The organism is Cellulomonas aerilata (genome assembly GCF_007991755.1).
In the GTDB taxonomy this organism is placed as follows: Bacteria; Actinomycetota; Actinomycetes; order Actinomycetales; family Cellulomonadaceae; genus Pengzhenrongella; species Pengzhenrongella aerilata.
In genome coordinates, this window is sequence record NZ_BJYY01000018.1 from 32184 (window position 1) to 51467 (window position 19284).

Sequence of the window (19284 nt, forward strand, 5' to 3'; positions counted from 1 at the left end):
GGGGCGTGCGCGCGGGGGCTGTCAGGCGAGGGCCGGCTGCGTGGGAGCCACGGTGGCGTCGACCGGGTTCCGCAGAGCCGCGACGAAGGCGTCGGACGTCGCCACGGCACCGAAGACGCCTCCCTGCATCTTGATCATCTCCAGCGCCGCCAGGTAGTTCGCGTACACGGTCGCGCCCGTGCAGTCCGACAGCAGCAGGCACTCGTACCCGCGGTCGTTCGCGTCCCGCATGGTCGTGTGCACGCACACGTCCGTCGTGATCCCCGTGAGGACCAGGTGCGTGATCCCCCGGTTGCGCAGGATGAGGTCGAGGTCCGTGGCGTAGAACGACCCCTTGCCCGGCTTGTCGATGATGGGCTCCCCCGGCAGCGGGGCGACCTCGGGGACGATCTCCCACCCGGGCTCGCCACGGGTCAGGATGCGCCCGCACGGACCGTCGTCACCGATCCCCGCGTTGATGCGCCGGGACCGCCACAGCTTGTTCGGCGGCAGGTCGGCGAGGTCCGGGCGGTGACCCTCCCGGGTGTGGATGATCAGCAGTCCCGCGGCGCGGGCGACCTCGAGCATCGCCGCGGTCGGCGCCAGCCCTGCCCGCGTCAGGGCCAGGTCGTACCCCATGGCGTCGACGTAACCGCCCGTCCCGCAGAAGTCGACCTGCCAGTCGATGTTGATCACCGCGGTCGTCGCGGCGGAGAACGTGCCGTCGAAGGGCCAGGCGTACGGCTCGGCGTCCACGGCCGGGTGGCGCGTGGCGACCCGGCCGGCGAGGTCCTGCGTGTCGCTCATCTCGGTGCTCCTTGGGTGACGGACGAGGTGGTCGTGTCGGGTGCCCATGCCGGCGGCACGGCCCCCCAGGCGGCGACGACGTCGGCGGCCTGCCCGACCGCGCCGAAGATCCCGCCGGACGCCTCGACCATCGACCGCGAGGACGGCGTGAGCGCCGGGTCGAGGGCGGTGCAGGCGTCCAGGACGAGCAGGCACTCGAAGCCGCGGTCGTTCGCGGACCGCATCGTCGAGTGGACGCTCAGCTCGAGCGCCGACCCGGCGAGGACGAGGCGGCGTGCGCGGTGTCCGGTCAGGACGAGCTCGAGGTCCGACCCGTAGAAGGCGTCGACCCCTCGAGCCGTCAGGTGGTGCCCGGGACGGTCCCGCGACCGGGCGTCGGACGCGGGCCCCGCCCCCCGCCGTCGCGTGCCCTCGGGCGCGGCCGTGGCGACCGAGATCACCGGGACGCCCGCCGCCGTGGCGGCGGCGACCATGGCACTCACGACGGCGTGCGTGCCCGCGTCCTGCGCCGCGGGGTCGGTCGGCCCGACGAGGAGCAGGGCGGTGCCCGCCTCGTCGAACCGCCCGTCGAAGGGCCAGGGGTAGGGCGTGCTGCCGGCGACGTGCATCAGCCGGCGAGGTTCCCGGTGACGCCGGCGACGAAGTAGTCCATCTGGTCGGCGTCGTCGGACGTGAGCGCCGTGCCCTCGGGGATCACCGGGGTCGCACCGTCCTGACCCATGATCGGGCCGGTGAAAGGCGTCCAGCCGCTCTCCAGCTCCGTCTGGGCGGCGTCGATGAGGGCCTTCGTCTCGGGCGTGACGGACGCGCCGAGCGTGGACGGCACGAACGGGCTGTTGCCGTTGGCCGCACCACCGCGGTAGTTGGCGTCGTACTCGCTGCCGATGAAGTCGCCGTCGACGACCGTGTCGATGATCGACGGGTACAGCTCGGTCCAGTCCCACTCCGAGCCGGCGAGCCACCCCTGCGGTGCGAGCTCGGACGCGTCGGCGTGGAAGCCCACGCTGTACACCCCCGCCGCCTCCGCTGCCTCGATGATGGTCTTGGTGCAGTCCTGGTGCTGGGTGAGCACGTCCGCGCCCTGGCTGATGAGCGACGCCGCCCGGTCGGCCTGGGTGGCCGGGTCGCACCAGCTCGTGGTGGAGACCGCGATCGTCTCGACGTCCGGGTTCACCGACTGCGCGCCCAGCGTGAAGGCGTTGATGTTGGCGACCACCTGAGGCACGGGGTAGCCGTAGACGAACCCGAGGACGCCGGTCTCGGTGGCCGCACCGGCGGCGATGCCGGCGAGGTACACCGGCTCGTAGACGGTGCCGTAGTAGGTGCCGAGGTTCTCCGGGGACGTGTCGTCGATGAGCCCGCCCTGGTGCAGCACGGCGACGTCGGGGTTGGCCTCGGCGACCTGCTGGGCCGCGTCCAGGTGACCGAAGCTCGTGGCGAAGAGGACGGTCGCGCCCTGGTCGACCATCGTCTGGAGGGCTTCGACGGCCTGGTCGTTCTCGGGGATGTTGTAGGCCTCGAGGATCTCCAGGTCGGGGTGGGTCTCGGCGACGGCCCTGATGCCGTCGTGGACGGCCTGGTTGTACCCGAAGTCGTCCTGCGGGCCCACGGCGATGAACCCGACGGTGGTCGCGCCCTCACCGGGCGCTGCGCCGGAGGAGGACTCGCCGGCACCGGCGTCGGACTCCGTCGCGCTGGTGCATGCGCTGAGCGCGAGGCCGGCGATCGCGGCACCGGCGAGCAGGGAGGTGACGTGCCGGCGGGTCGGGGTGCGGCGTGCTGACGAGAGGGTCATGTGCAGGTCCTTCGGTGCGGGAGGAGGGAGCATGGCCACGGGGGCGCGATGCCGGGTCAGGCCTTGGCGGTCTCGAGGACCTTGAGGAGCTCGTCGGGGGCCTTGCGCAGCGTGCGCTTGCCGAGCACCGTCAGGACGACGAGCGTCATGAGGAACGGGATGGCGTTGAGGGCGAACTGGTTGACGTCCACGCCGTTGGCCTGGAGGACCGAGGCGAGCGAGAGTGCCGCGCCGAACAGGTAGGCGCCGAGCAGGACGTTGACGGGGTGCCACATCGCGAAGATGACGAGGGAGACGGCGATGAACCCGCGGCCGGCGATCATGTTCTCGAACCAGCTGTTCGCGTAGGCGATCGAGATGTGCGCACCGCCGATCCCCGCGAGCGCCCCGCCGGAGACGACCGCGGCGTACCGGACCGCCACCACGGAGTAGCCGTTGACGCCCAGGGCGTCGGCGCGCTCCCCGGCGGACCGCAGGAGCAGGCCGGCCCGCGTCCGGAACATCACCCAGGCCACGAGGGGCACCACCACGTAGCCCGCGTACACGAGGGGGTCGTGGTCGAAGAGCACCGGGCCGACGACGGGGATGTCACCCAGCACCGGGATCTTGACCGGGGTGAACGCGGTGATCTGGCGACTGACGTAGTCGACCCCGAACAGCGCGGTGAGGCCCAGGGCCAGGAAGAACAGGGTCAGCCCGCTCGCGTACTGGTTGGCGCCACGGCTGACGACGAGGACGGCGTGGACGAGGGCGAGCAGGGCGCCCGCCGCGGCACCGCCCAGGACGCCGAGCCACGGGCTGCCGGTGTGGAAGGTGACGGCGTACCCGCCGAGCGCCCCGACGAGCATGGCGCCCTCGGTGCCGAGGTTGATGACCCCTGCGCGCTCGGAGATCGTCTCGCCGAGCCCCGCGAACAGCAGCGAGGTCCCGCCGCGGACGCCTCCGGAGAGGATGTCGATGATCATGCGTCGGCCTTCCGTACGGACGTCCAACCGAGCACCGCGACCAGGACGAGCCCCATGAGGATGTTCACGCTGGCTGCGGGGAGCCCCGCCGAGATCTGGAGCGTGTTGCCGGTGATGGCGATCGCCGCGACGGCGGCGGCGGACACGAGCACGGCCAGCGGCCGGTGCCGGGCGAGCCAGCTGGCGAGGAACCCGATGTAGCCGATGTTGGCCCCGAACGTCGGGCGGAGCTTGTACTCCGCGCCGGCGAGGTGGACGTAGCCGGCGAGCCCGGCGAGGACGCCGCCGAGGACCAGCGCGGACAGCAGCAGCACCGTCACCGGCAGCCCCGCGCGCCGGGCGGCCTCCGGGTTGCCGCCCACCACGGTGAGGCGGAAGCCCCACGTCGTGCGGGTGAACGCGAACCAGATGACCAGGGCCGCGATGACGGCGACGACGATCCCCACGTGGACCCCGGACGTGCCGAGCAGAGGGAGCTTCGCTCCGGGGCCGATCTCCGGGCTGGTCGCCTGACCCATGGCGGCGTCGTCCCGCCAGCTGCCCAGGATGAGGAACAGCATCAGGTACAGGGCGACGAAGTTCAGCAGGACCGTGGTGACGGCCTCGTTCACGTCGCCGACCAGGCGCAGGGCGGCGGCGATCCCCGCCCACGCACCGCCGGCGACGACGGCGGCGAGGACCATGACGGTGACGGCGACGGCGGGAGCGGCGTCGGCTCCGACCCACATGCCGGCACCGGCTGCGGCGACCGCGCCGACGATGACCTGTCCCTCACCGCCGACGTTGACCAGGCCCGCCCGGCCGGGGACCACGACGGCCAGTGCCGCGAGCGCGAAGGGAGTGGCGCGGACGAGGATCTGCTCGACCTGGCGGGGCTCGGTGAGGACCGACGTCCAGATCGTGCCCAGGACGGACAGCGGGTCGACGTCGTTGGCGAGGATGAAGGCGCTGAAGATCACGAGGGCTGCGGTGCAGGCGGCCAGCCACCGTGCCGCGGTCCCGGTCCGCGCGGTCAGCGCGGCGGTCCGTCGCGGAGCGCCGACGGCGACGCCGGTCACGCCGCACCTCCCAGCATGAGGCGGCCGAGCGCCATCCGGTCGGCGTCGGCGGCGGCCACGACGCCCGCCACGTGCCCGTCGTGCATGACCACGATCCGGTCCGCCATCGAGATCAGCTCCTCCAGGTCCTCGGACACCATGAGCACCGCCGCTCCGGCCGCACGCTGCTCGAGCAGGACCTCCTGCGTGCGGCGTGCGTTCGCGATGTCCAGACCGCGGCTCGGGTACGCGGCGACGACGACGGGCGAGAACGTGCTCAGCTCGCGCGTCAGCACGACGCGCTGGATGTTGCCGCCCGACAGGCCCGAGAGGGTGCGCCGGGGCGCCGCGATGTCCAGCCCGACCTTCGCGTCCGCCTCGGCCGTGCGCCGCCCGACCTCCGCCCAGTCGACGCCGACGCCCTTGCGTGGGACCTCCCGGCCGTCGAGCACCATGTGCTGGAGCACGCTCAGACCCGGGACGACGGAGTCCGCGACCGGGTCCTCCGGGATGGCCGCGGCGACCCGCGGCCGGGCCGGGACGCCGTCGACGTCGCGGACCTCGACGTGCCCGCTGGTGAGCGGGCGGAGCCCGAGGACGACCTCGAAGAGCTCCCTCTGGCCGCTCCCGGCGACGCCGGCGATCCCGACGAGCTCGCCGGCACGGACGTCCAGGTCGATGCCCTTGAGCGCCTCGTACCCGCGGTCCCCGTCGGTGCGCACGTCCGACAGGGCCAGCAGGGTGCGTCCGGCCGGGTCCACGGGACGGCGCTGACGGGGCAGCGGCGCCACCGCACGCCCGACCATGGCCTCGATGAGCGCGCCGTCCGTGTAGTCGGCAGGTGCCACCGCGTTGAGGACCACCTCCCCCCGGCGCAGGATCGTCATCCGGTCGGCGATCGCCCGGACCTCGTTCAGCTTGTGGGTGACGATGACCACGCCGAGCCCCTCGGCCTTCAGCCGCTCGACGACCTCGAACAGCGACTGGACCTCCTGGGGGGCGAGCACGCTCGTCGGCTCGTCGAGGATGACCAGGCGCGCGCCGGCCATGAGGGTCTTGAGGATCTCCACGCGCTGGCGCTCGCCGATGGACAGCGTCCGCACCTGCGCCCGCGGGTCGACGTCGAGGCCGTAGGACCGGCTCGCCTCCTCGATGCGGCGCACGAGGCCGTCCATGCGGAGCCGGAAGCCGGTGCGCAGCGAGAGCGCGACGTTCTCCGCCACGGTGAGCGCGGGGACGAGCCGCAGGTCCTGGAAGACCATGCCGATGCCGAGCGCGCGGGCATGGGCCGGGTTGCCCGGGGTGACGGGCTGGCCGTCGACGAACATGCGTCCGGCGTCGGGCTCGTACACCCCGAAGATCATCTTGAGCAGCGTGCTCTTGCCTGCCCCGTTCTCACCGGCGAGCGCGTGCACCTCGCCGCGCTGGACGGAGAGGTCGACGTCGGTGTTGGCGTGCACGTCACCGAAGGACTTGGTGAACCCGACGACGTCGAGCAGGGCGGGCGGTGCGCCGATGCGGCTCGGAGGTCTCCGGTGGCTCGGCGCGGTCACCGTGAGTCCTCGTGCACGCAATTCGTCGTGATATCCACGCCGGGAAACCTAAATGCCCGAGATGTCACGAGGGTTGACACCATGTTGCCCTGGTGTTTCCCGGCTGACGGTCATGTTTCCGTGGTGCGCTCGCTTTTCCCGAGCAGGGACCCGAGGCTGCACACCCGACCTACCGTGCTCCCATGACCCGGACCACCGCCTCCGGCCTGACGCACCCGGTCGCCCCGCGCTCCGGGCCGCCGGTGCTGCTCGTGCACGGTGCGGGGACCACCGCCCGCCTTTGGGACCGGGTGCGCGCCGAGCTCCGCGACCTGCCCGTGGTCGCACCCGACCGTCGGTCCAGCGGCGACCTCGCCGCGGAGGTCGCCGACCTCGCTCCCTGGGCCGAGGGGGCGCTCGTGGTGGGGGTCAGCGGGGGCGCCACCCTCGGGCTCGCGCTGGCGTCGAGCGAGGTCAGGCTTGCCGGCGCCATCCTGCACGAGCCCGCGGTGGGCGGCTTGCTGCCCGGCCTGCTCGCGCCGGTGGCCGCCGCGTTCGCGGCCCACGGTGTCGCCGGGTTCGGGCGCACGCTGTATGGACCGCTGTGGTCCCCCGAGATGGCACCGGACGACCCGGGGGCGGTCGAGCGCGACCTCGCGATGTTCCGGGCCTTCGAGCCGTCCGCACCACGCCGTGGCCAGGGGCCCGTGCTGGTCACGGTCGGGGCGCAGTCCCCACCGGCCCGGTTCCAGGCCGCCGGAGCGCTCGAGGAGGCGTTCGGCCTCACGCACCGCGTGGTCGAGGGGTGCGCGCACTTCGTCCCGATCGAGGCTCCGCTGACGCTCGCCCGGCTGGTCGTCTCGGTCAGGCGCGAGCTGTCCGGAGGCTGAGCTCGCGCTGACGAGCCCTTCCGTTCCCTGCTCTCCGGCGGGACGCGCTCCGGTGACGCCGCGAACCGCGCCTGCGACCGTCACCCTCCCGGCATGCTGAGCCGTCCGGAGCACGTGTCGGGTGAAGTCGGCACGCACTGGGTGACGGACGCGCCGTGAGGCGTCGGCGTTCCTGCGACGATGCGGTCATGGACGAGTGGCCCGAGTCGAGCTGCACGCAGGAGACCACCGTCTCCCTCCTGCGCGCGCGTCTGGCGGCCATCGTGGACACGACGCTCGACCCGCTGATCCTGCTCAGGCCCCTCCGCGACGCCGCAGGCCGGGTGGAGGACTTCACCGTCTCCGACATCAACGGCACCCACGCCCGCGAGGGGGGCGACCGGGCCGCGGGGCGCATGCACCTCGCGAGCCGGTCACCGGAGCTGTTCCAGCTCTACCGCCGGGTGCTGGACACCGGCGGCACCGAGTCGCTGCGGCGCGTCTGGACCGATGCCCACCCGGACGACCCCCACTCCACCGCCGGGTGGGCGGATGTGCGCGTGACCGCCGTCGAGGGTGACCTCGTCGTGTCCTGGCGCAACGTGGACGCCGACGTCGCCGCGGAGGAGCTCCTGCGGACGCAGGCCCTGCAGGACCACCTGACCGAGCTGCCCAACCGGCGAGCCCTGAGTCAGCTCATCACCGCGGCTCCCACGCCGTTCGGGCTGTTCTTCATCGACGTGGACGACTTCAAGTCCATCAACGACACGAACGGACACGCCGCCGGCGACGCGGTCCTCGTCGAGCTGGGCCAGCGTCTGACGGCGGCCTCGCGCATGCGCGACGTCGTCGGCAGGTTGGCGGGCGACGAGTTCGTCGTGCTGGCCCGCCGCGTCGCCGACGAGGACGAGCTGCGCCACGTGGCCCGGCGGCTCCTCGCCGTCGGAGATCGTCCGTACGAGCTCGGCGAGGCACGGGTCACGGCCACGGTGAGCGTCGGTGCGCTGCTCGTCACCGAGCGGCGCACCGTCGAGGAGGTCCTCCGGTACACCGACGACCTGATGTACGCCGCCAAGCGCACCGGCCCGGGGCATCTGAGGATCGCCGTGATGACCTCTCCCCCAGGCCTCGGCGACGGCGCCGGCACCCGATAGGTCGCGGGTCTGCCGACGCAGCGACGCCGGCCGGCTCGACGGCCGTCGCTGAGCACCGGGCTCACGCAGGCGCTCCCGACTCGCGCCCCGGAGCGCCGACGGGACCGAGCGCAGCACCCGTAGGCGTCCCGGTGCTACCGCCCGGGCGCCGCCGACAGGCGCTCCCGCAGCCGCACCACCTGGTCCGTGATGGCGGCCGGCAGCCGGTCCCCGAAGCGGCCCAGCCACTCCTCGGCGTCGTCGGTCTCGGCGAGCCACGCAGCGGGGTCCACCCGGAACAGCTCGTCGACCACGTCCGGCGCGAGGCCCAGTCCGTCGACCTCGAGCTCACCAGGCGCCGGCAGCAGGCCCACCGGTGACGGGGTCGCCCGGGCCGTTCCGTCGACACGGCGCAGCAGCCAGGCGAGGACCCGGGAGTTCTCGCCGAACCCGGGCCACAGGTACGTGCCGTCCGTCGTCTTGCGGAACCAGTTGACGGAGAAGATCCGGGGGGCGCTCTCCCCCAGCTGCTCGCCGATCCGCAGCCAGTGGTCCCAGTGGTCGGCCATGTTGTAGCCGCAGAAGGGCAGCATGGCGAAGGGGTCGCGGCGCAGCGCCCCCACGGTCCCCTCGGCCGCGGCGGTCTGCTCCGACGAGATGGTCGCTCCCATGAGCACGCCGTGCGCCCAGTCGTACGACTCCGCGACGAGCGGCACGTTGGTCGCGCGGCGCCCCCCGAACACGATCGCGTCGATCGGCACGCCGGCGGGGTCCTGCCAGGAGTCGGCGATGGACGGGCACCGGTCGGCACGCACGGTGAAGCGAGAGTTCGGGTGCGCGGCAGGTCGGCCGGCGTCAGGCGTCCAGTCCTCGCCCTGCCAGTCGACCAGGTGCGCGGGGACGTCGTCCGTCAGCCCCTCCCACCAGACGTCGCCGTCGTCGGTGAGCGCCACGTTGGTGAAGACCGTGTCGGACGCGACCATCGCGACAGCGATCGGGTTGGTGGACTCGCCCGTCCCGGGCGCGACCCCGAAGAACCCCGCCTCGGGGTTGATGGCGCGCAGCCGGCCGTCGGTGCCGGGCCCCCCCGGGCGCATCCAGGCGATGTCGTCCCCGATGGTCTCGGCGGTCCATCCCGCGACCGTGGGGCTGATCATGGCCAGGTTGGTCTTCCCGCACGCCGACGGGAAGGCGGCGGCGACGTGGAACGCCCTGCCCTCGGGGGACGTCAGCCGCAGGAGCAGCATGTGCTCGGCCAACCATCCCTCGTCGCGCCCCATGACGGAGGCGATCCGCAGGGCGAAGCACTTCTTCCCGAGCAGCGCGTTGCCGCCGTAGCCCGAGCCGAAGGACCAGATCTCACGGGTCTCGGGGAAGTGGCAGATGTACTTCAGGGCGTTGCAGGGCCACGGGACGTCCTCCCGGCGACGACCGTCGGCCTCCACCAGGGGCATGCCGACGCTGTGCACGGCGGGCACGAAGTCGCCTTCGGCGCCCAGCTCCTCGAGCACCCGGGTGCCCACGCGAGTCATCGTGCGCATGGAGACGACGACGTACGGGGAGTCGGTGACCTCGACGCCGATCTGCGCCAGCGGCGAGCCGACCGGTCCCATCGAGAAGGGGACGACGTACATGACCCGCCCCCGCATGGAGCCGGCGAAGACGTCCCGCAGCTCGGTGCGCATGGGGCCGGGCGCTCGCCAGTTGTTCGTCGGCCCGGCGTCGCTCGCGCGCTCGGAGCAGATGAACGTCCGGCTCTCCACCCGGGCGACGTCGTCCGGCGTCGACCGGGCCAGGAAGCTGCGCGGGCGACGGACCGGGTCCAGCCGCAGGAACGTCCCTTGGGAGACGAGCAGCTCGCACAGCCGGTCGTACTCCTCGTCGCTGCCGTCGCACCACACGACCGCGTCCGGTCCGGTGAGCTCGGCGATCGACGCGACCCAGTCCCGGAGGCGGTGGTGCCCCCCCGGGGCGCCGGTGGCCGCCGGGGTGTCGTGCTCGATGGCGTCCTCGGAGGTCCGCGGGGTCGGCGGCTGGTCGATGGTGAGCGTCATGGTGGGGTCCCTTCCTCGCAACCTGGGCCGCTGCCGCCGGTCACGGATTTGTCGTCGTCGTTGTCACCCTGGCGGTACAGCGGTGCACCGCCCAGCCCCCGGTACCGGAAAGAATCGACGTTCTTTCGCTACAGTCACATCCATGCCTGAGGACGCCCTGTCTCCACGCGCTCCGGTCATCGACGTCGGTCGCCGCGCGGACGCACCGGTCGCCGACGACCTGCTCACCCTGGGCCGGCGCATCCGCCACTTCCGGGTCGCTCGCGGCGTCACGCTGGGCCGGCTCGGGTCGGTCACCGGTACGACGGCGAGCCAGCTCTCCTTGATCGAGAACGGACGCCGTGAGCCGCGGCTGTCGCTGCTCACCGCGATCGCCGGTGCGCTGGAGGTCTCCGTCGCCGAGCTGCTCTCCGACGAGCCGCCGTCGCGTCGCGCCGCACTGGAGATCGCCCTGGAGCAGGCGCAGCGCAGCGGCGCGTACACCGCGCTGGGGCTCCCGGTCGTCCGACCGTCCAGGACGCTGCCGACGGACGCCCTCGCGGCCCTCGTCGGTCTGCACGACGAGCTCGCGCGGCGGTCGGACGCCGCCATCGCGACGCCAGAGGAGGCGCGACGCGCCAACACGGCGCTGCGCCGGTGGATGCGCGAGCGGGACAACTACCTGCCGGAGATCGAGGCGGCCGCCCAGGACGTCCTGCGGACCGTCGGGTATGCGTCCGGTGCGCTCACCCACCGCAACGTCGCGCGGATGGCGGAGCACCTGGGCTTCACGCTCATCCACGTCGACGACCTGCCGCACTCCACCCGGACGGTGACGGACCTGGCGAACGGCCGGATCTACCTACCGCCCGCCTCCATCCCGGGCGGGCACGGGCTGCGGTCGCTCGCCCTGCAGGCGATCGCGCACCGGGTCCTGGGGCACGAGCGCCCCCGGGACTACGCCGACTTCCTGCGCCAGCGGATCGAGATCAACTACTTCGCCGCGGCCTGCCTCCTGCCCCGTGACGTGGCGGTCGCCTTCCTCGCCGACGCCAAGCGGGCGCGCGACCTGGCCGTGGAGGACCTGCGCGACACCTTCGGGGTGACCCACGAGACGGCGGCGCAGCGCATGACGAACCTGCTCACGTCCCAGCTCGACGTCCGTCTGCACTTCCTGCGGGTCGGCGACGACGGAGCCGTCTACAAGGGGTACGAGAACGACGGCATGCCGTTCCCGACGGACGGCACGGGAGCCATCGAGGGCCAGCTCGTCTGCCGGCAGTGGCCAGCACGGCGGGCCTTCGCCCGCCGTGACCGCACGACGGAGTACCACCAGTACACCGACACGCCGGCCGGCACCTACTGGGCATCGACCCAGACCGGGACGGCGTCGTCCGGCGGCTTCTCCATCAGCGTCGGCGTGCCCTTCACGTCGGCCCGGTGGTTCCGCGGCCGTGACACGACGACCCGCACCCGGTCGACCTGCCCCGACCCGCGGTGCTGCCGTCAGGCGCAACCCGAGCTCGCGCGTCGCTGGGCACCGCACGCCTGGCCGAGCGCGGCGGTGCACGCGCAGATCCTCGCCCCGCTGCCCAGCGGCACCTTCCCCGGGGTCGAGGAGTCGGAGGTGTACCGGTTCCTCCAGGGGCACGCCGACGCCGGGTGAGCCCCGCCGGTGGGCGTCCGACCGACGACGGGCGGGGACCAGCGCGTCGCGCCGGTCCCCGCCCGCGGGCGCGCGACCGTGTCAGAGTGCGTCGACGGTCGGCTCGGTGGAGTCCGCGCGGGGCAGGGTGACACCCCGGAAGAACGCCGGACGACGCGCGCGCTCGACCAGCATCACCACGACGCCGAGCGCGAGGACCCCGACGCCGAGCACGAACACCAGCCCCACGCCCCCGATCTCCGAGCCCGACCCGAAGGCGGGGTCCATGGAGTCGACCGACGTCTGGACGAAGAAGACGAGCAGCAGCAGGCCGCCGACGCCGGGCGCGAGGATCTTCCCGAGGAACGTCCCGGCGCTCCGGAAGGCCTCCTTGCGGAAGTACCAGACGCAGGCCAGGGCGGTGATGCCGTAGTAGAAGCAGACCATCATGCCGAGCGCGGTGATGGTGTCCCACAGGACGTCCTCGGAGACGACACGCATGACGGCGTAGAACACCGAGGCGATGACGGCCGCCGCGACCGTGGCGTAGCCCGGGGAACGGTACCGCGGCGTGATGCGGGTGTACTTCGGCGACAGGGCGCCGTAGTGGCCCATCGCCAGCATCGTGCGGGCCGGGGAGATGATCGTGGACTGCAGCGACGCCGCCGAGGACGACAGCACCGCGAGGGACATGAGCATCGCGGCCGGGCCCATCACCGGGCCGGCCAGTCCGGCGAAGACGTTCTCGCCGATGCCCTCGGCGCCCAGGCCCAGCCCGGCCGCACCGGTGCCGGAGAAGGACAGCACGGCCAGCGCGACGGCGAGGTACAGCGCGACGATGACGAAGATCGTCGTCGTGGCCGCCTTGCCCGGCGTCGTCCGGGTGCCCTTGGTCTCCTCGTTCATGGTGAGGACGACGTCCCAGCCCCAGTAGACGAACACCGACAGGGAGACACCGGCGGCGAAGGCCGAGAACGAGTCGACCTCCAGGGGGTTGAACCACTCCGGCCGGATCTGCAGGCCCTCGAACGCGGTACCAGCGGCGACGTGCGCGTAGGCGGCGATCGCGAACCACAGCAGCACGACCACCTGGAACACCACGAGGACGTACTGGACGACCTTCGTCGCCTCCATCCCGCGGTAGGCGATCCAGCAGGCGACCGCCATGAAGGCGAGGCAGGTGGCGATGTTGACGGGGACGTTGCGCGTGAGGTCGGCGAGCGAGTCGTTCCCGGTGAGCTGCGCGAGCAGCAGGTAGAGGAAGTCGACGGCGATCCCGGCGAGGTTGGACAGCACCAGGATGGTCGAGGCCAGCAGACCCCACCCGCCCATCCACCCGATCCACGGCCCGAACGCGCGCGAGCCCCAGGTGAACGTGGTGCCGGCGTCGGGCATCGCCCGGTTCAGGTGCCGGTAGCCCAGCGCGACGAGCAGCATGGGCAGGAAGCCGACGAGGAAGATCGCCGGCAGCTGCTCCCCGACGGCGGACGCGGTCGGGCCGAGCGCGCCGGAGAGCGTGTACGCCGGGGCGATCGTCGAGACGCCGATGGCGACCGAGCCGACCAGGCCCAGGCTCCCGGCGCTCAGCCCCTTGGAGCTGAGGCCACCGGCCTCGGCCACCTGCGCGGGCGGCGTCGCGACCGCCCGCTCGACGGCGGTCACGCGGCGTCCACGGCGCGCGGCTGGGTCGGACAGGCGGCGTGGTGCCGGCCGGCGGAGGGGTCGATGGCGTGCTTCATGGTCGTACCTGCCCAATCGTGAGGGTGACGTCGTCGTCGACAGGGCTCGCGGGGCTTCCCGGCGCTGGTCCGGTCCGCGAGGTCGTGCGGGTCGTGCTCTGCCCCCTGCGGCTCGCCCGGTGGGGCGAGCCCGTGCCCGGCGGTGATCGCCGGGGACGAGCGTTCAGCCGACCAGCACCTCGCTGGTCAGGTGGGCGTGGATCTCCTCGGCGACCCGGCGGCCCATCCGCAGGGCGCCGTCGACGTGCTGGTAGCCCTCGGCTGCCAGGTCCGAGCACGCCCAGCGGATCGGGCCGACCGGCTGGCGCTGGTCGGCCCCGTAGCGGGACAGACCACCCAGGTCGTAGCTCGCGGCGTAGGCACCGCGGGTCCACTCCTCCGAGCCCCAGTCGGACTCGTGGTACGCCACCGGCGAGAGCGCCTCGTCCCCGAGGTACGCGGCGATGGACCCCAGGATCCGGCGGCGCCGCTCCTCGGCGGGCAGGGCGAACATCGCATCCGCCTTCTCGTCCGAGACGAAGCCGACCAGGGTGCCGCGGCTGTCCCCGAAGTTGGTGTTGTCGTAGACCTCCTGCACCAACCGGCCCGCCCCGAAGCAGGTGCCGGACAGTCCCTGCGCACGCCAGAACGGGGTGTCGTAGACGGCGTGGACCTTGATGACGAGGCCGAGCGACAGGTGCTGGTGGAGCTGGTGCTGGCGGCGGGGCAGCGCCGGCTCGAAGGAGACCCGCGAGTACAGGTTCGGCGGGACCGCCATGACCACCTGGCGGGCCCGGACCGTCACGCGGTCGGAGACGACCGTTGCGCCTCCCCCGTGCTCGGCGGACCACCGGATGGTGCGCACCGGGGTGGACAGGTGCACGTCGGCGCCCAGCTCGTCGGCCATCGCGACCGAGACGGACTGCATGCCGCCGACGACGCGCCGGTCCAGCACGAAGTCCTCGTCCACGAGGTGCGAGAAGGAGCCGGCGGAGGCGGCCATGAGGATCGCCTGCAGCGCCGAGAAGGCGTGCGCCGGCTTGGTCAGCATGCCGCCGGCGATGAACAGCCCGATGTTCTGGCACGCCTCGGCGTCGTCGGACTGCTGGCGCAGCCAGTGGGCGAACGAGACCGTGTCGAGCTCGCGGGCTCGGGGGTGGGCCCAGGGCGCCTCGGCGCCGATCTCGGCGGCGAGCCCGTCGAGCAGGGCGATGAGCCGCTCCATCTCGGTGGCGGTGCGCTCGGCGACCGGGAACCGGTCGCCGGTGTAGCGCGAGCGGACGCCGTCCGGGGACACGTACACGCAGTCGCCGTCGCGGTACCGGGGGTAGGTCTGCTTGCCCAGCTCCTCGACGAGCGCGAGCAGCTCCGTCTGGTCCGGGGAGACCCACTGCCCGCCGATCTCGAGCCAGGCGCCGTCGACGACGTCGCTCCAGGTCCGTCCGCCGACGCGGTCGCGTGCCTCAAGCACGGCGACGGAGTAGCCGTCGCGGACCAGGCGGCGCGCCGCCATGAGCCCCGCGGGGCCGGCGCCGACGATCGCGACGTCACGCTCGACGACCGCGGCGCCCCCGGGAGCGACGGCGTCGCGCTCGATGACCGGGGTGGTCGTCTGCTGGGGCAAGGTCATGGTGTGGTCCCGTCGGTGGAGCGGACCAGGGCCCGCAAATGAATAGTGATCATTAAGACGTGTGACGCGGCGCACGTCAAGAGGCGTCGCCGGACCGGTCCGGACCGGCGGGCGACCCCCGCCCGGTGCGGCAGGATGGGCGGCCATGAGCAGCGAGCCGACCAGCACGCGGGCACGCGGACGTGGTCGCCCGAGCTCTCCGGTGCTCTCGCCGGCCACCATCACCCGTGCGGCCATGGCGCTGATCGAGTCCCGCGGCTATCCCGGTCTGACGATGGCGGGCCTCGCCCGGCAGCTGAGGGTCGCGCCCTCGGCCCTGTACAACCACGCGGCGTCCAAGCGCGACGTGCTGCGCTGGGTCCAGGACCGCGTCAACCAGGACGTGGACGCCGGCGGCTTCCCGGCCCTGCCCTGGGACGAGGCCCTGGTGCGATGGGCGCGTTCGTACCGGGACATCTACGCGCTGCACGCCCCTCTGGTCGCGGTGATCGCCGTCACCCCGATCACCGGGGCGCCGCACACGGTGGCGATGTACGAGCAGGTCGCGCGCGGGCTGCGCACGGGCGGGTGGCCCGAGGACGAGGTGGTCGCGGTGATCACCGCGGTGGAGTCCTTCGTGCTGGGGTCGGCGCTGGACGCGACCGCCCCACCCGACATCTTCGAGGTCGGCGAGCTGGCTCCCCAGGCCCCGGTGTTCGACGCGGCCACCCGTGCACGGTCCACCGCGGACCCGGCCCGGGACGCGTTCGAGCTGGGTCTCGCGGCGCTCGTCGAAGGCCTGCGCGCACGGCTGGCCGCCGCGCCGGCACGGGACGCCTGACGGCGCGCGCCGGTACGGGCGCCTGACGACGACCGCGCGTCAGTCCTCCCCGAGCGCGTGCATGACGTGCTTGACCCGGGTGTACTCCTCGACCGAGTACAACGAGAGGTCCTTGCCGTAGCCGGAGTGCTTGAACCCGCCGTGGGGCATCTCCGCCGTCAGGAGGACGTGCGTGTTGACCCACACGCACCCGAAGTCCAGGTCGCGGGACACCCGCATGGCCGTGCCGTGGTCCGACGTCCACACGCTCGAGGCGAGCGCGAAGTCCACGTCGTTGGCGAGCCGGACGGCCTCCTCCTCGCCGGCGAAGGGCTGGACCGTCAGCACCGGCCCGAAGGTCTCCTCCTGCACGATGCGGTCCTCCTGGCGCACGCCGGTGATGACGGTCGGTGCGAAGAACCAGCCTGCCTCGCCGACCCGCTCGCCGCCGGTCACGACCCTGGCGTGGGCCGGGAGCGTGGCGACCTTCTCCTGGACGGCCGCGAAGTGGCCGGCGTTGTTGAGCGGCCCGTAGGCGTTCCTCGCGTCGTCCGGGTCCCCGGTGACCGTCTCCTGCGCCGCGCGCGCGAGCAGCTCCACGAACTCGTCGTGCACGGTGTCCTGCACGAGGACCCGCGTGACGGCAGTGCAGTCCTGCCCGGCGTTGAACGTGCCGAACTCGACCAGCGCCTTCGCGGTCGCCGGCAGGTCGGCGTCGGCGAACACCACGGCGGGGGCCTTGCCGCCCAGCTCCAGGTGCGTGCGGCGCACCGCGCGGGCGGCACTGGCCGCGACGGCCTGTCCCGCCCGGAGGGACCCGGTGATGGCCACCATCGCCGGCGTGCGGTGCTCGGTCATGAGCTGCCCGGTGGACGCGTCACCGAGGACCACGTTGAGGACCCCCGCGGGGAGCACGCCCGCCGCGATCCGGGCGAGCTCCAGCGTGGACTCCGGGGTGGTGTCCGACGGCTTGAGCACGACCGTGTTGCCGGCCGCCAGCGCGGGGCCGATCTTCCAGATCGCCATCAGCAGCGGGTAGTTCCACGGCGTCACCTGCGCGACGACCCCAAGGGGCTCCCGGCGCACGTAGGAGGTGTGCCCGGGCAGGTACTCCGCGGCAGCCTTGCCTTCCAGGGTGCGCGCGGCGCCGGCGAAGAACCGGAGGCTGTCCGCGCCCGCCGAGACCTCCTCCTGGGCGATCTGGGCACGCGGCTGACCCGTGTTGCGGTGCTGCGCCTCGACCAGGGCCTGCTCCCCCGCCTCGACGGCGTCGGCCAGGCGGAGCAGGAGGCGCTGCCGCTCGCCCGGGGTCGTTCGACGCCACGTCCGGGACGCCGCCGCCGCGGCCGCCATCGCCGCGTCGACGTCGGCCACGTCGGAGACCGGCGAGAGCGCGACACGCCCGCCCGTGCCGGGATGGACGACGTCGAGCCGTCCGGGGCCGACGGCGTCGACGAACTGACCGTCGACGAAGTTCTGGAGGACCACGACGTCGTGTGCCACGTGTCTGACTCGTCTCTGTGAGCGGCGCCCGGACGGGAGCGCTGAAATGAATGACGATCACTTTGGCACACGACGCGCCCTTCGGGAACCCTTCCTCCCCGGCCCGTCCTACTCCGGGCCCGTCCCCCTGCCACCGGCACCCCGGTGCGGTCCCGGCCCGGGAGGCGGGTCGCCGAGCACGCCGTCCAGCCGTCGGGCGGCGCCCGCCTGCAGGGCGACCCAGGCGTCCACGCGGGTGCGTGGGTCGTCCAGCGAGCGCCCCAGCGCAGCCTCGATCTCGTCGATCCGGTGACGGACCGTGTTGCGGTGGACGGCCAGCTCCTCGGCGGTCCGGCCGCGCGAGCCGTGGTGACGGAGGAACGAGCGCAGCGTGGCCTCGAGGTCGGGGCGCCCCTCCAGAGGCGCGAGGAAGGACGCCGAGTAGGCCGCCGCCGCGTCGTCGCCCAGCAGGCCCAGGACGCCGTCGTCCACGAGGTCGTCCCACCGGACGAAGGGGGTCGTCGCCGTGGTCTGCCCCAGCGCGTACCGCGCGGTCGCCGCGGTGCGAGCGCCCGCGTCGGTCCCGACGGCGGCGCCGACGCCGACGCGCAGCCCGCGGGCCGCCAGGCGCTGCGCCGCACGCTCGGCGCGAGGGCCGGAGTCTGCCAGGCGGAGGGTCCCCCTCGCGGAGTCGGCGGCGCCGGGGTCCTGGGGGCCGGCGAGACGCCCCGCGCCACCGAGGCCGCTGAGCCCCACGAGCCCGGTCAGCAGCACCGGACCGTCGGGGCCCGCCTCGAGCGCGGCGAGCGCGTCGTCGAGCTCCTCCGGGGTGCCCACGACCTCCGCGACGCGGATCCGGGGCGGCAGCGGCTCCGGGACGGGCCGGTCGTCCGCGGCGCCCACCAGGAGCCCGGCCGTCCGGGGGTCGCCGGTGACGAGCAGCTCCAGCGCGCGGGCGCGCAGGCGCCGCGCGGTCTGCCGGTGGTCCGCGGCGCGCCGGGCAGTCAGGCCCAGCAGGGCGACCGCCGTCGTCAGGGCGCCGCGGCGGCCGCCGTCCAGGCCGTCGGAGGTCCACACGGCCAGATACGTCTCGGGGCGCGCATCGAGGCCCACCGGCTGGACGACGCACGTGTGACCGTCCACGTCGAGCGACGCGGAGGCCCGGGACCCGCGGCGGCGCAGGCGCGCCACCTCCGCGACGAGGTCCACCCCGGCCGGCGGCGGCGTGCCCGCCCAGACGGCACCGGCGCTCCCCGTGCCCTCGGCACCGTCCACGCCGGCGGCGGAGCCGTCGGCCGGCAGCAGCGCCGCACCCCCCTCGAGCTGCCCGGCGAGCTCGCGCACCACGGCGGCAGGGCCGCGGTCGCGCGCGGCGACCTCGGTGAGCTCGCGCTGCATGCCGGCGGCCCGGCGTGCGGCCGCCTGCTCGCGCTCCTGCAGCAGCCGCACCGTGAGCCGGCTGACGGCCACGAACGTGGTGCGCCGGGGGATCTCCAGGAGGTTCAGGCCGTGGTCGCGGCAGGCCCGCTCGAGCGCCGGCGGCACGCGCGGGTGGGTCAGCCCCGTGCCGAGGCCGAGCGCCGCGACGCCCACGGCGACCAGCCGGGCGACGTAGGCCACCCACTCGGAGTCCCACGACCAGGTGCCGAGCCCGGTGGTCAGCAGGACCTCGCCGCCCTCGAGGAACGGGCTGGGGTCGTCGAGCTCACTGGTCGCGACCCACCGCACCGGCCGTGCAGGCGCGGGCACGGCCACCCCGAGCAGACCGAGCGCCGGCAGGGCGAGCACATCCCGTACCGTCACCATGGCGAGCACTCTTGCATAGCGCCGGGCGCGATGATGTGCAGACCTGCCATGTCC

The 19284-nt window shown here is 73.5% G+C and carries 15 protein-coding genes; 4 read left to right on the forward strand and 11 right to left on the reverse strand.

Annotated elements, in window-relative coordinates; genetic code table 11:
* Positions 1 to 21 precede the first annotated feature (21 nt).
* From biuH to CAE01nite_RS14280, 6 genes are read right to left on the reverse strand one after another with little or no spacing between them, the layout of a single operon-like run.
* Entirely contained in the window at positions 22 to 786 is a 765-nt protein-coding gene (gene biuH, locus CAE01nite_RS14255) for a biuret amidohydrolase (protein ID WP_146905928.1), read from the reverse strand.
* Positions 783 to 1394, reverse strand: coding sequence for a cysteine hydrolase family protein (locus CAE01nite_RS14260; protein ID WP_146905930.1), 612 nt, complete (start codon positions 1392 to 1394; stop codon positions 783 to 785). Before CAE01nite_RS14260 ends, biuH begins: the two co-directional genes overlap by 4 nt.
* Positions 1394 to 2581 carry a BMP family ABC transporter substrate-binding protein gene (locus tag CAE01nite_RS14265; RefSeq protein WP_146905932.1) on the reverse strand — a complete coding sequence of 396 codons (1188 nt, stop codon included), beginning with the start codon at positions 2579 to 2581 and terminating at the stop codon, positions 1394 to 1396. Before CAE01nite_RS14265 ends, CAE01nite_RS14260 begins: the two co-directional genes overlap by 1 nt.
* A 56-nt stretch (positions 2582 to 2637) precedes the next feature.
* A complete protein-coding gene (locus CAE01nite_RS14270) occupies positions 2638 to 3546 on the reverse strand; it encodes an ABC transporter permease (RefSeq protein WP_146905934.1) in 909 nt (302 codons plus the stop codon).
* Positions 3543 to 4604 (reverse strand): ABC transporter permease, encoded by a 1062-nt coding sequence (locus CAE01nite_RS14275; protein ID WP_222595942.1) that lies wholly within the window; start codon positions 4602 to 4604, stop codon positions 3543 to 3545. The genes CAE01nite_RS14270 and CAE01nite_RS14275 overlap by 4 nt, the downstream gene beginning before the upstream one ends.
* Positions 4601 to 6136, reverse strand: a complete 1536-nt coding sequence (locus tag CAE01nite_RS14280; protein ID WP_222595943.1) for an ABC transporter ATP-binding protein — start codon at positions 6134 to 6136, stop codon at positions 4601 to 4603. Before CAE01nite_RS14280 ends, CAE01nite_RS14275 begins: the two co-directional genes overlap by 4 nt.
* A gap of 182 nt (positions 6137 to 6318) precedes the next feature.
* Here CAE01nite_RS14280 and CAE01nite_RS14285 point away from each other — a divergent pair, with 182 nt between their 5' ends.
* Positions 6319 to 7005 (forward strand): alpha/beta fold hydrolase, encoded by a 687-nt coding sequence (locus CAE01nite_RS14285; RefSeq protein ID WP_186816599.1) that lies wholly within the window; start codon positions 6319 to 6321, stop codon positions 7003 to 7005.
* A 188-nt stretch (positions 7006 to 7193) separates the two neighbouring features.
* Positions 7194 to 8138, forward strand: coding sequence for a GGDEF domain-containing protein (locus CAE01nite_RS14290; protein WP_146905936.1), 945 nt, complete (start codon positions 7194 to 7196; stop codon positions 8136 to 8138).
* A 134-nt stretch (positions 8139 to 8272) separates the two neighbouring features.
* Here the strand turns inward: CAE01nite_RS14290 and CAE01nite_RS14295 are convergent, their stop codons facing one another.
* Positions 8273 to 10171 (reverse strand): phosphoenolpyruvate carboxykinase (GTP), encoded by a 1899-nt coding sequence (locus CAE01nite_RS14295; protein ID WP_146905938.1) that lies wholly within the window; start codon positions 10169 to 10171, stop codon positions 8273 to 8275.
* Between the two features lie 142 nt (positions 10172 to 10313).
* Between CAE01nite_RS14295 and CAE01nite_RS14300 the strand changes: the two genes are divergently transcribed.
* Positions 10314 to 11816, forward strand: coding sequence for a helix-turn-helix domain-containing protein (locus CAE01nite_RS14300; RefSeq protein ID WP_146905940.1), 1503 nt, complete (start codon positions 10314 to 10316; stop codon positions 11814 to 11816).
* Between the two features lie 81 nt (positions 11817 to 11897).
* On the opposite strand, the gene CAE01nite_RS14305 is transcribed toward CAE01nite_RS14300, so the two are convergent.
* Together CAE01nite_RS14305 and CAE01nite_RS14310 are read right to left on the reverse strand one after the other, a co-directional pair.
* Entirely contained in the window at positions 11898 to 13457 is a 1560-nt protein-coding gene (locus CAE01nite_RS14305; protein WP_146905942.1) for an APC family permease, read from the reverse strand.
* 240 nt (positions 13458 to 13697) lie between these two features.
* Positions 13698 to 15143: a flavin monoamine oxidase family protein gene (locus tag CAE01nite_RS14310; protein ID WP_146905944.1), complete on the reverse strand. Its 1446-nt coding sequence runs from the start codon at positions 15141 to 15143 to the stop codon at positions 13698 to 13700.
* 145 nt (positions 15144 to 15288) lie between these two features.
* Between CAE01nite_RS14310 and CAE01nite_RS14315 the strand changes: the two genes are divergently transcribed.
* The gene (locus CAE01nite_RS14315; protein WP_146905946.1) at positions 15289 to 15963 is read left to right on the forward strand and encodes a TetR/AcrR family transcriptional regulator; all 675 of its coding nucleotides are present in this window, start codon (positions 15289 to 15291) and stop codon (positions 15961 to 15963) included.
* 39 nt (positions 15964 to 16002) lie between these two features.
* Here the strand turns inward: CAE01nite_RS14315 and CAE01nite_RS14320 are convergent, their stop codons facing one another.
* Both CAE01nite_RS14320 and CAE01nite_RS14325 read right to left on the reverse strand, forming a co-directional pair.
* Entirely contained in the window at positions 16003 to 17445 is a 1443-nt protein-coding gene (locus tag CAE01nite_RS14320) for an aminobutyraldehyde dehydrogenase (RefSeq protein WP_222595944.1), read from the reverse strand.
* 108 nt (positions 17446 to 17553) lie between these two features.
* Positions 17554 to 19230 carry a PucR family transcriptional regulator gene (locus tag CAE01nite_RS14325; protein WP_146905948.1) on the reverse strand — a complete coding sequence of 559 codons (1677 nt, stop codon included), beginning with the start codon at positions 19228 to 19230 and terminating at the stop codon, positions 17554 to 17556.
* Positions 19231 to 19284: the final 54 nt, after the last annotated feature.

What these genes read in the sequence shown, in the direction of transcription:
- CAE01nite_RS14300 (WP_146905940.1), top strand. Translation starts at nt 10,314, where the DNA reads ATGCCTGAGGACGCCCTGTCTCCACGCGCTCCGGTCATCGACGTCGGT.
- CAE01nite_RS14285 (WP_186816599.1), top strand. Translation starts at nt 6,319, where the DNA reads ATGACCCGGACCACCGCCTCCGGCCTGACGCACCCGGTCGCCCCGCGC.
- CAE01nite_RS14310 (WP_146905944.1), bottom strand. Translation starts at nt 15,143, where the DNA reads ATGACCTTGCCCCAGCAGACGACCACCCCGGTCATCGAGCGCGACGCC.
- CAE01nite_RS14290 (WP_146905936.1), top strand. Translation starts at nt 7,194, where the DNA reads ATGGACGAGTGGCCCGAGTCGAGCTGCACGCAGGAGACCACCGTCTCC.
- CAE01nite_RS14315 (WP_146905946.1), top strand. Translation starts at nt 15,289, where the DNA reads ATGAGCAGCGAGCCGACCAGCACGCGGGCACGCGGACGTGGTCGCCCG.
- CAE01nite_RS14295 (WP_146905938.1), bottom strand. Translation starts at nt 10,171, where the DNA reads ATGACGCTCACCATCGACCAGCCGCCGACCCCGCGGACCTCCGAGGAC.
- CAE01nite_RS14265 (WP_146905932.1), bottom strand. Translation starts at nt 2,581, where the DNA reads ATGACCCTCTCGTCAGCACGCCGCACCCCGACCCGCCGGCACGTCACC.
- CAE01nite_RS14270 (WP_146905934.1), bottom strand. Translation starts at nt 3,546, where the DNA reads ATGATCATCGACATCCTCTCCGGAGGCGTCCGCGGCGGGACCTCGCTG.
- biuH (WP_146905928.1), bottom strand. Translation starts at nt 786, where the DNA reads ATGAGCGACACGCAGGACCTCGCCGGCCGGGTCGCCACGCGCCACCCG.
- CAE01nite_RS14260 (WP_146905930.1), bottom strand. Translation starts at nt 1,394, where the DNA reads ATGCACGTCGCCGGCAGCACGCCCTACCCCTGGCCCTTCGACGGGCGG.
- CAE01nite_RS14325 (WP_146905948.1), bottom strand. Translation starts at nt 19,230, where the DNA reads ATGGTGACGGTACGGGATGTGCTCGCCCTGCCGGCGCTCGGTCTGCTC.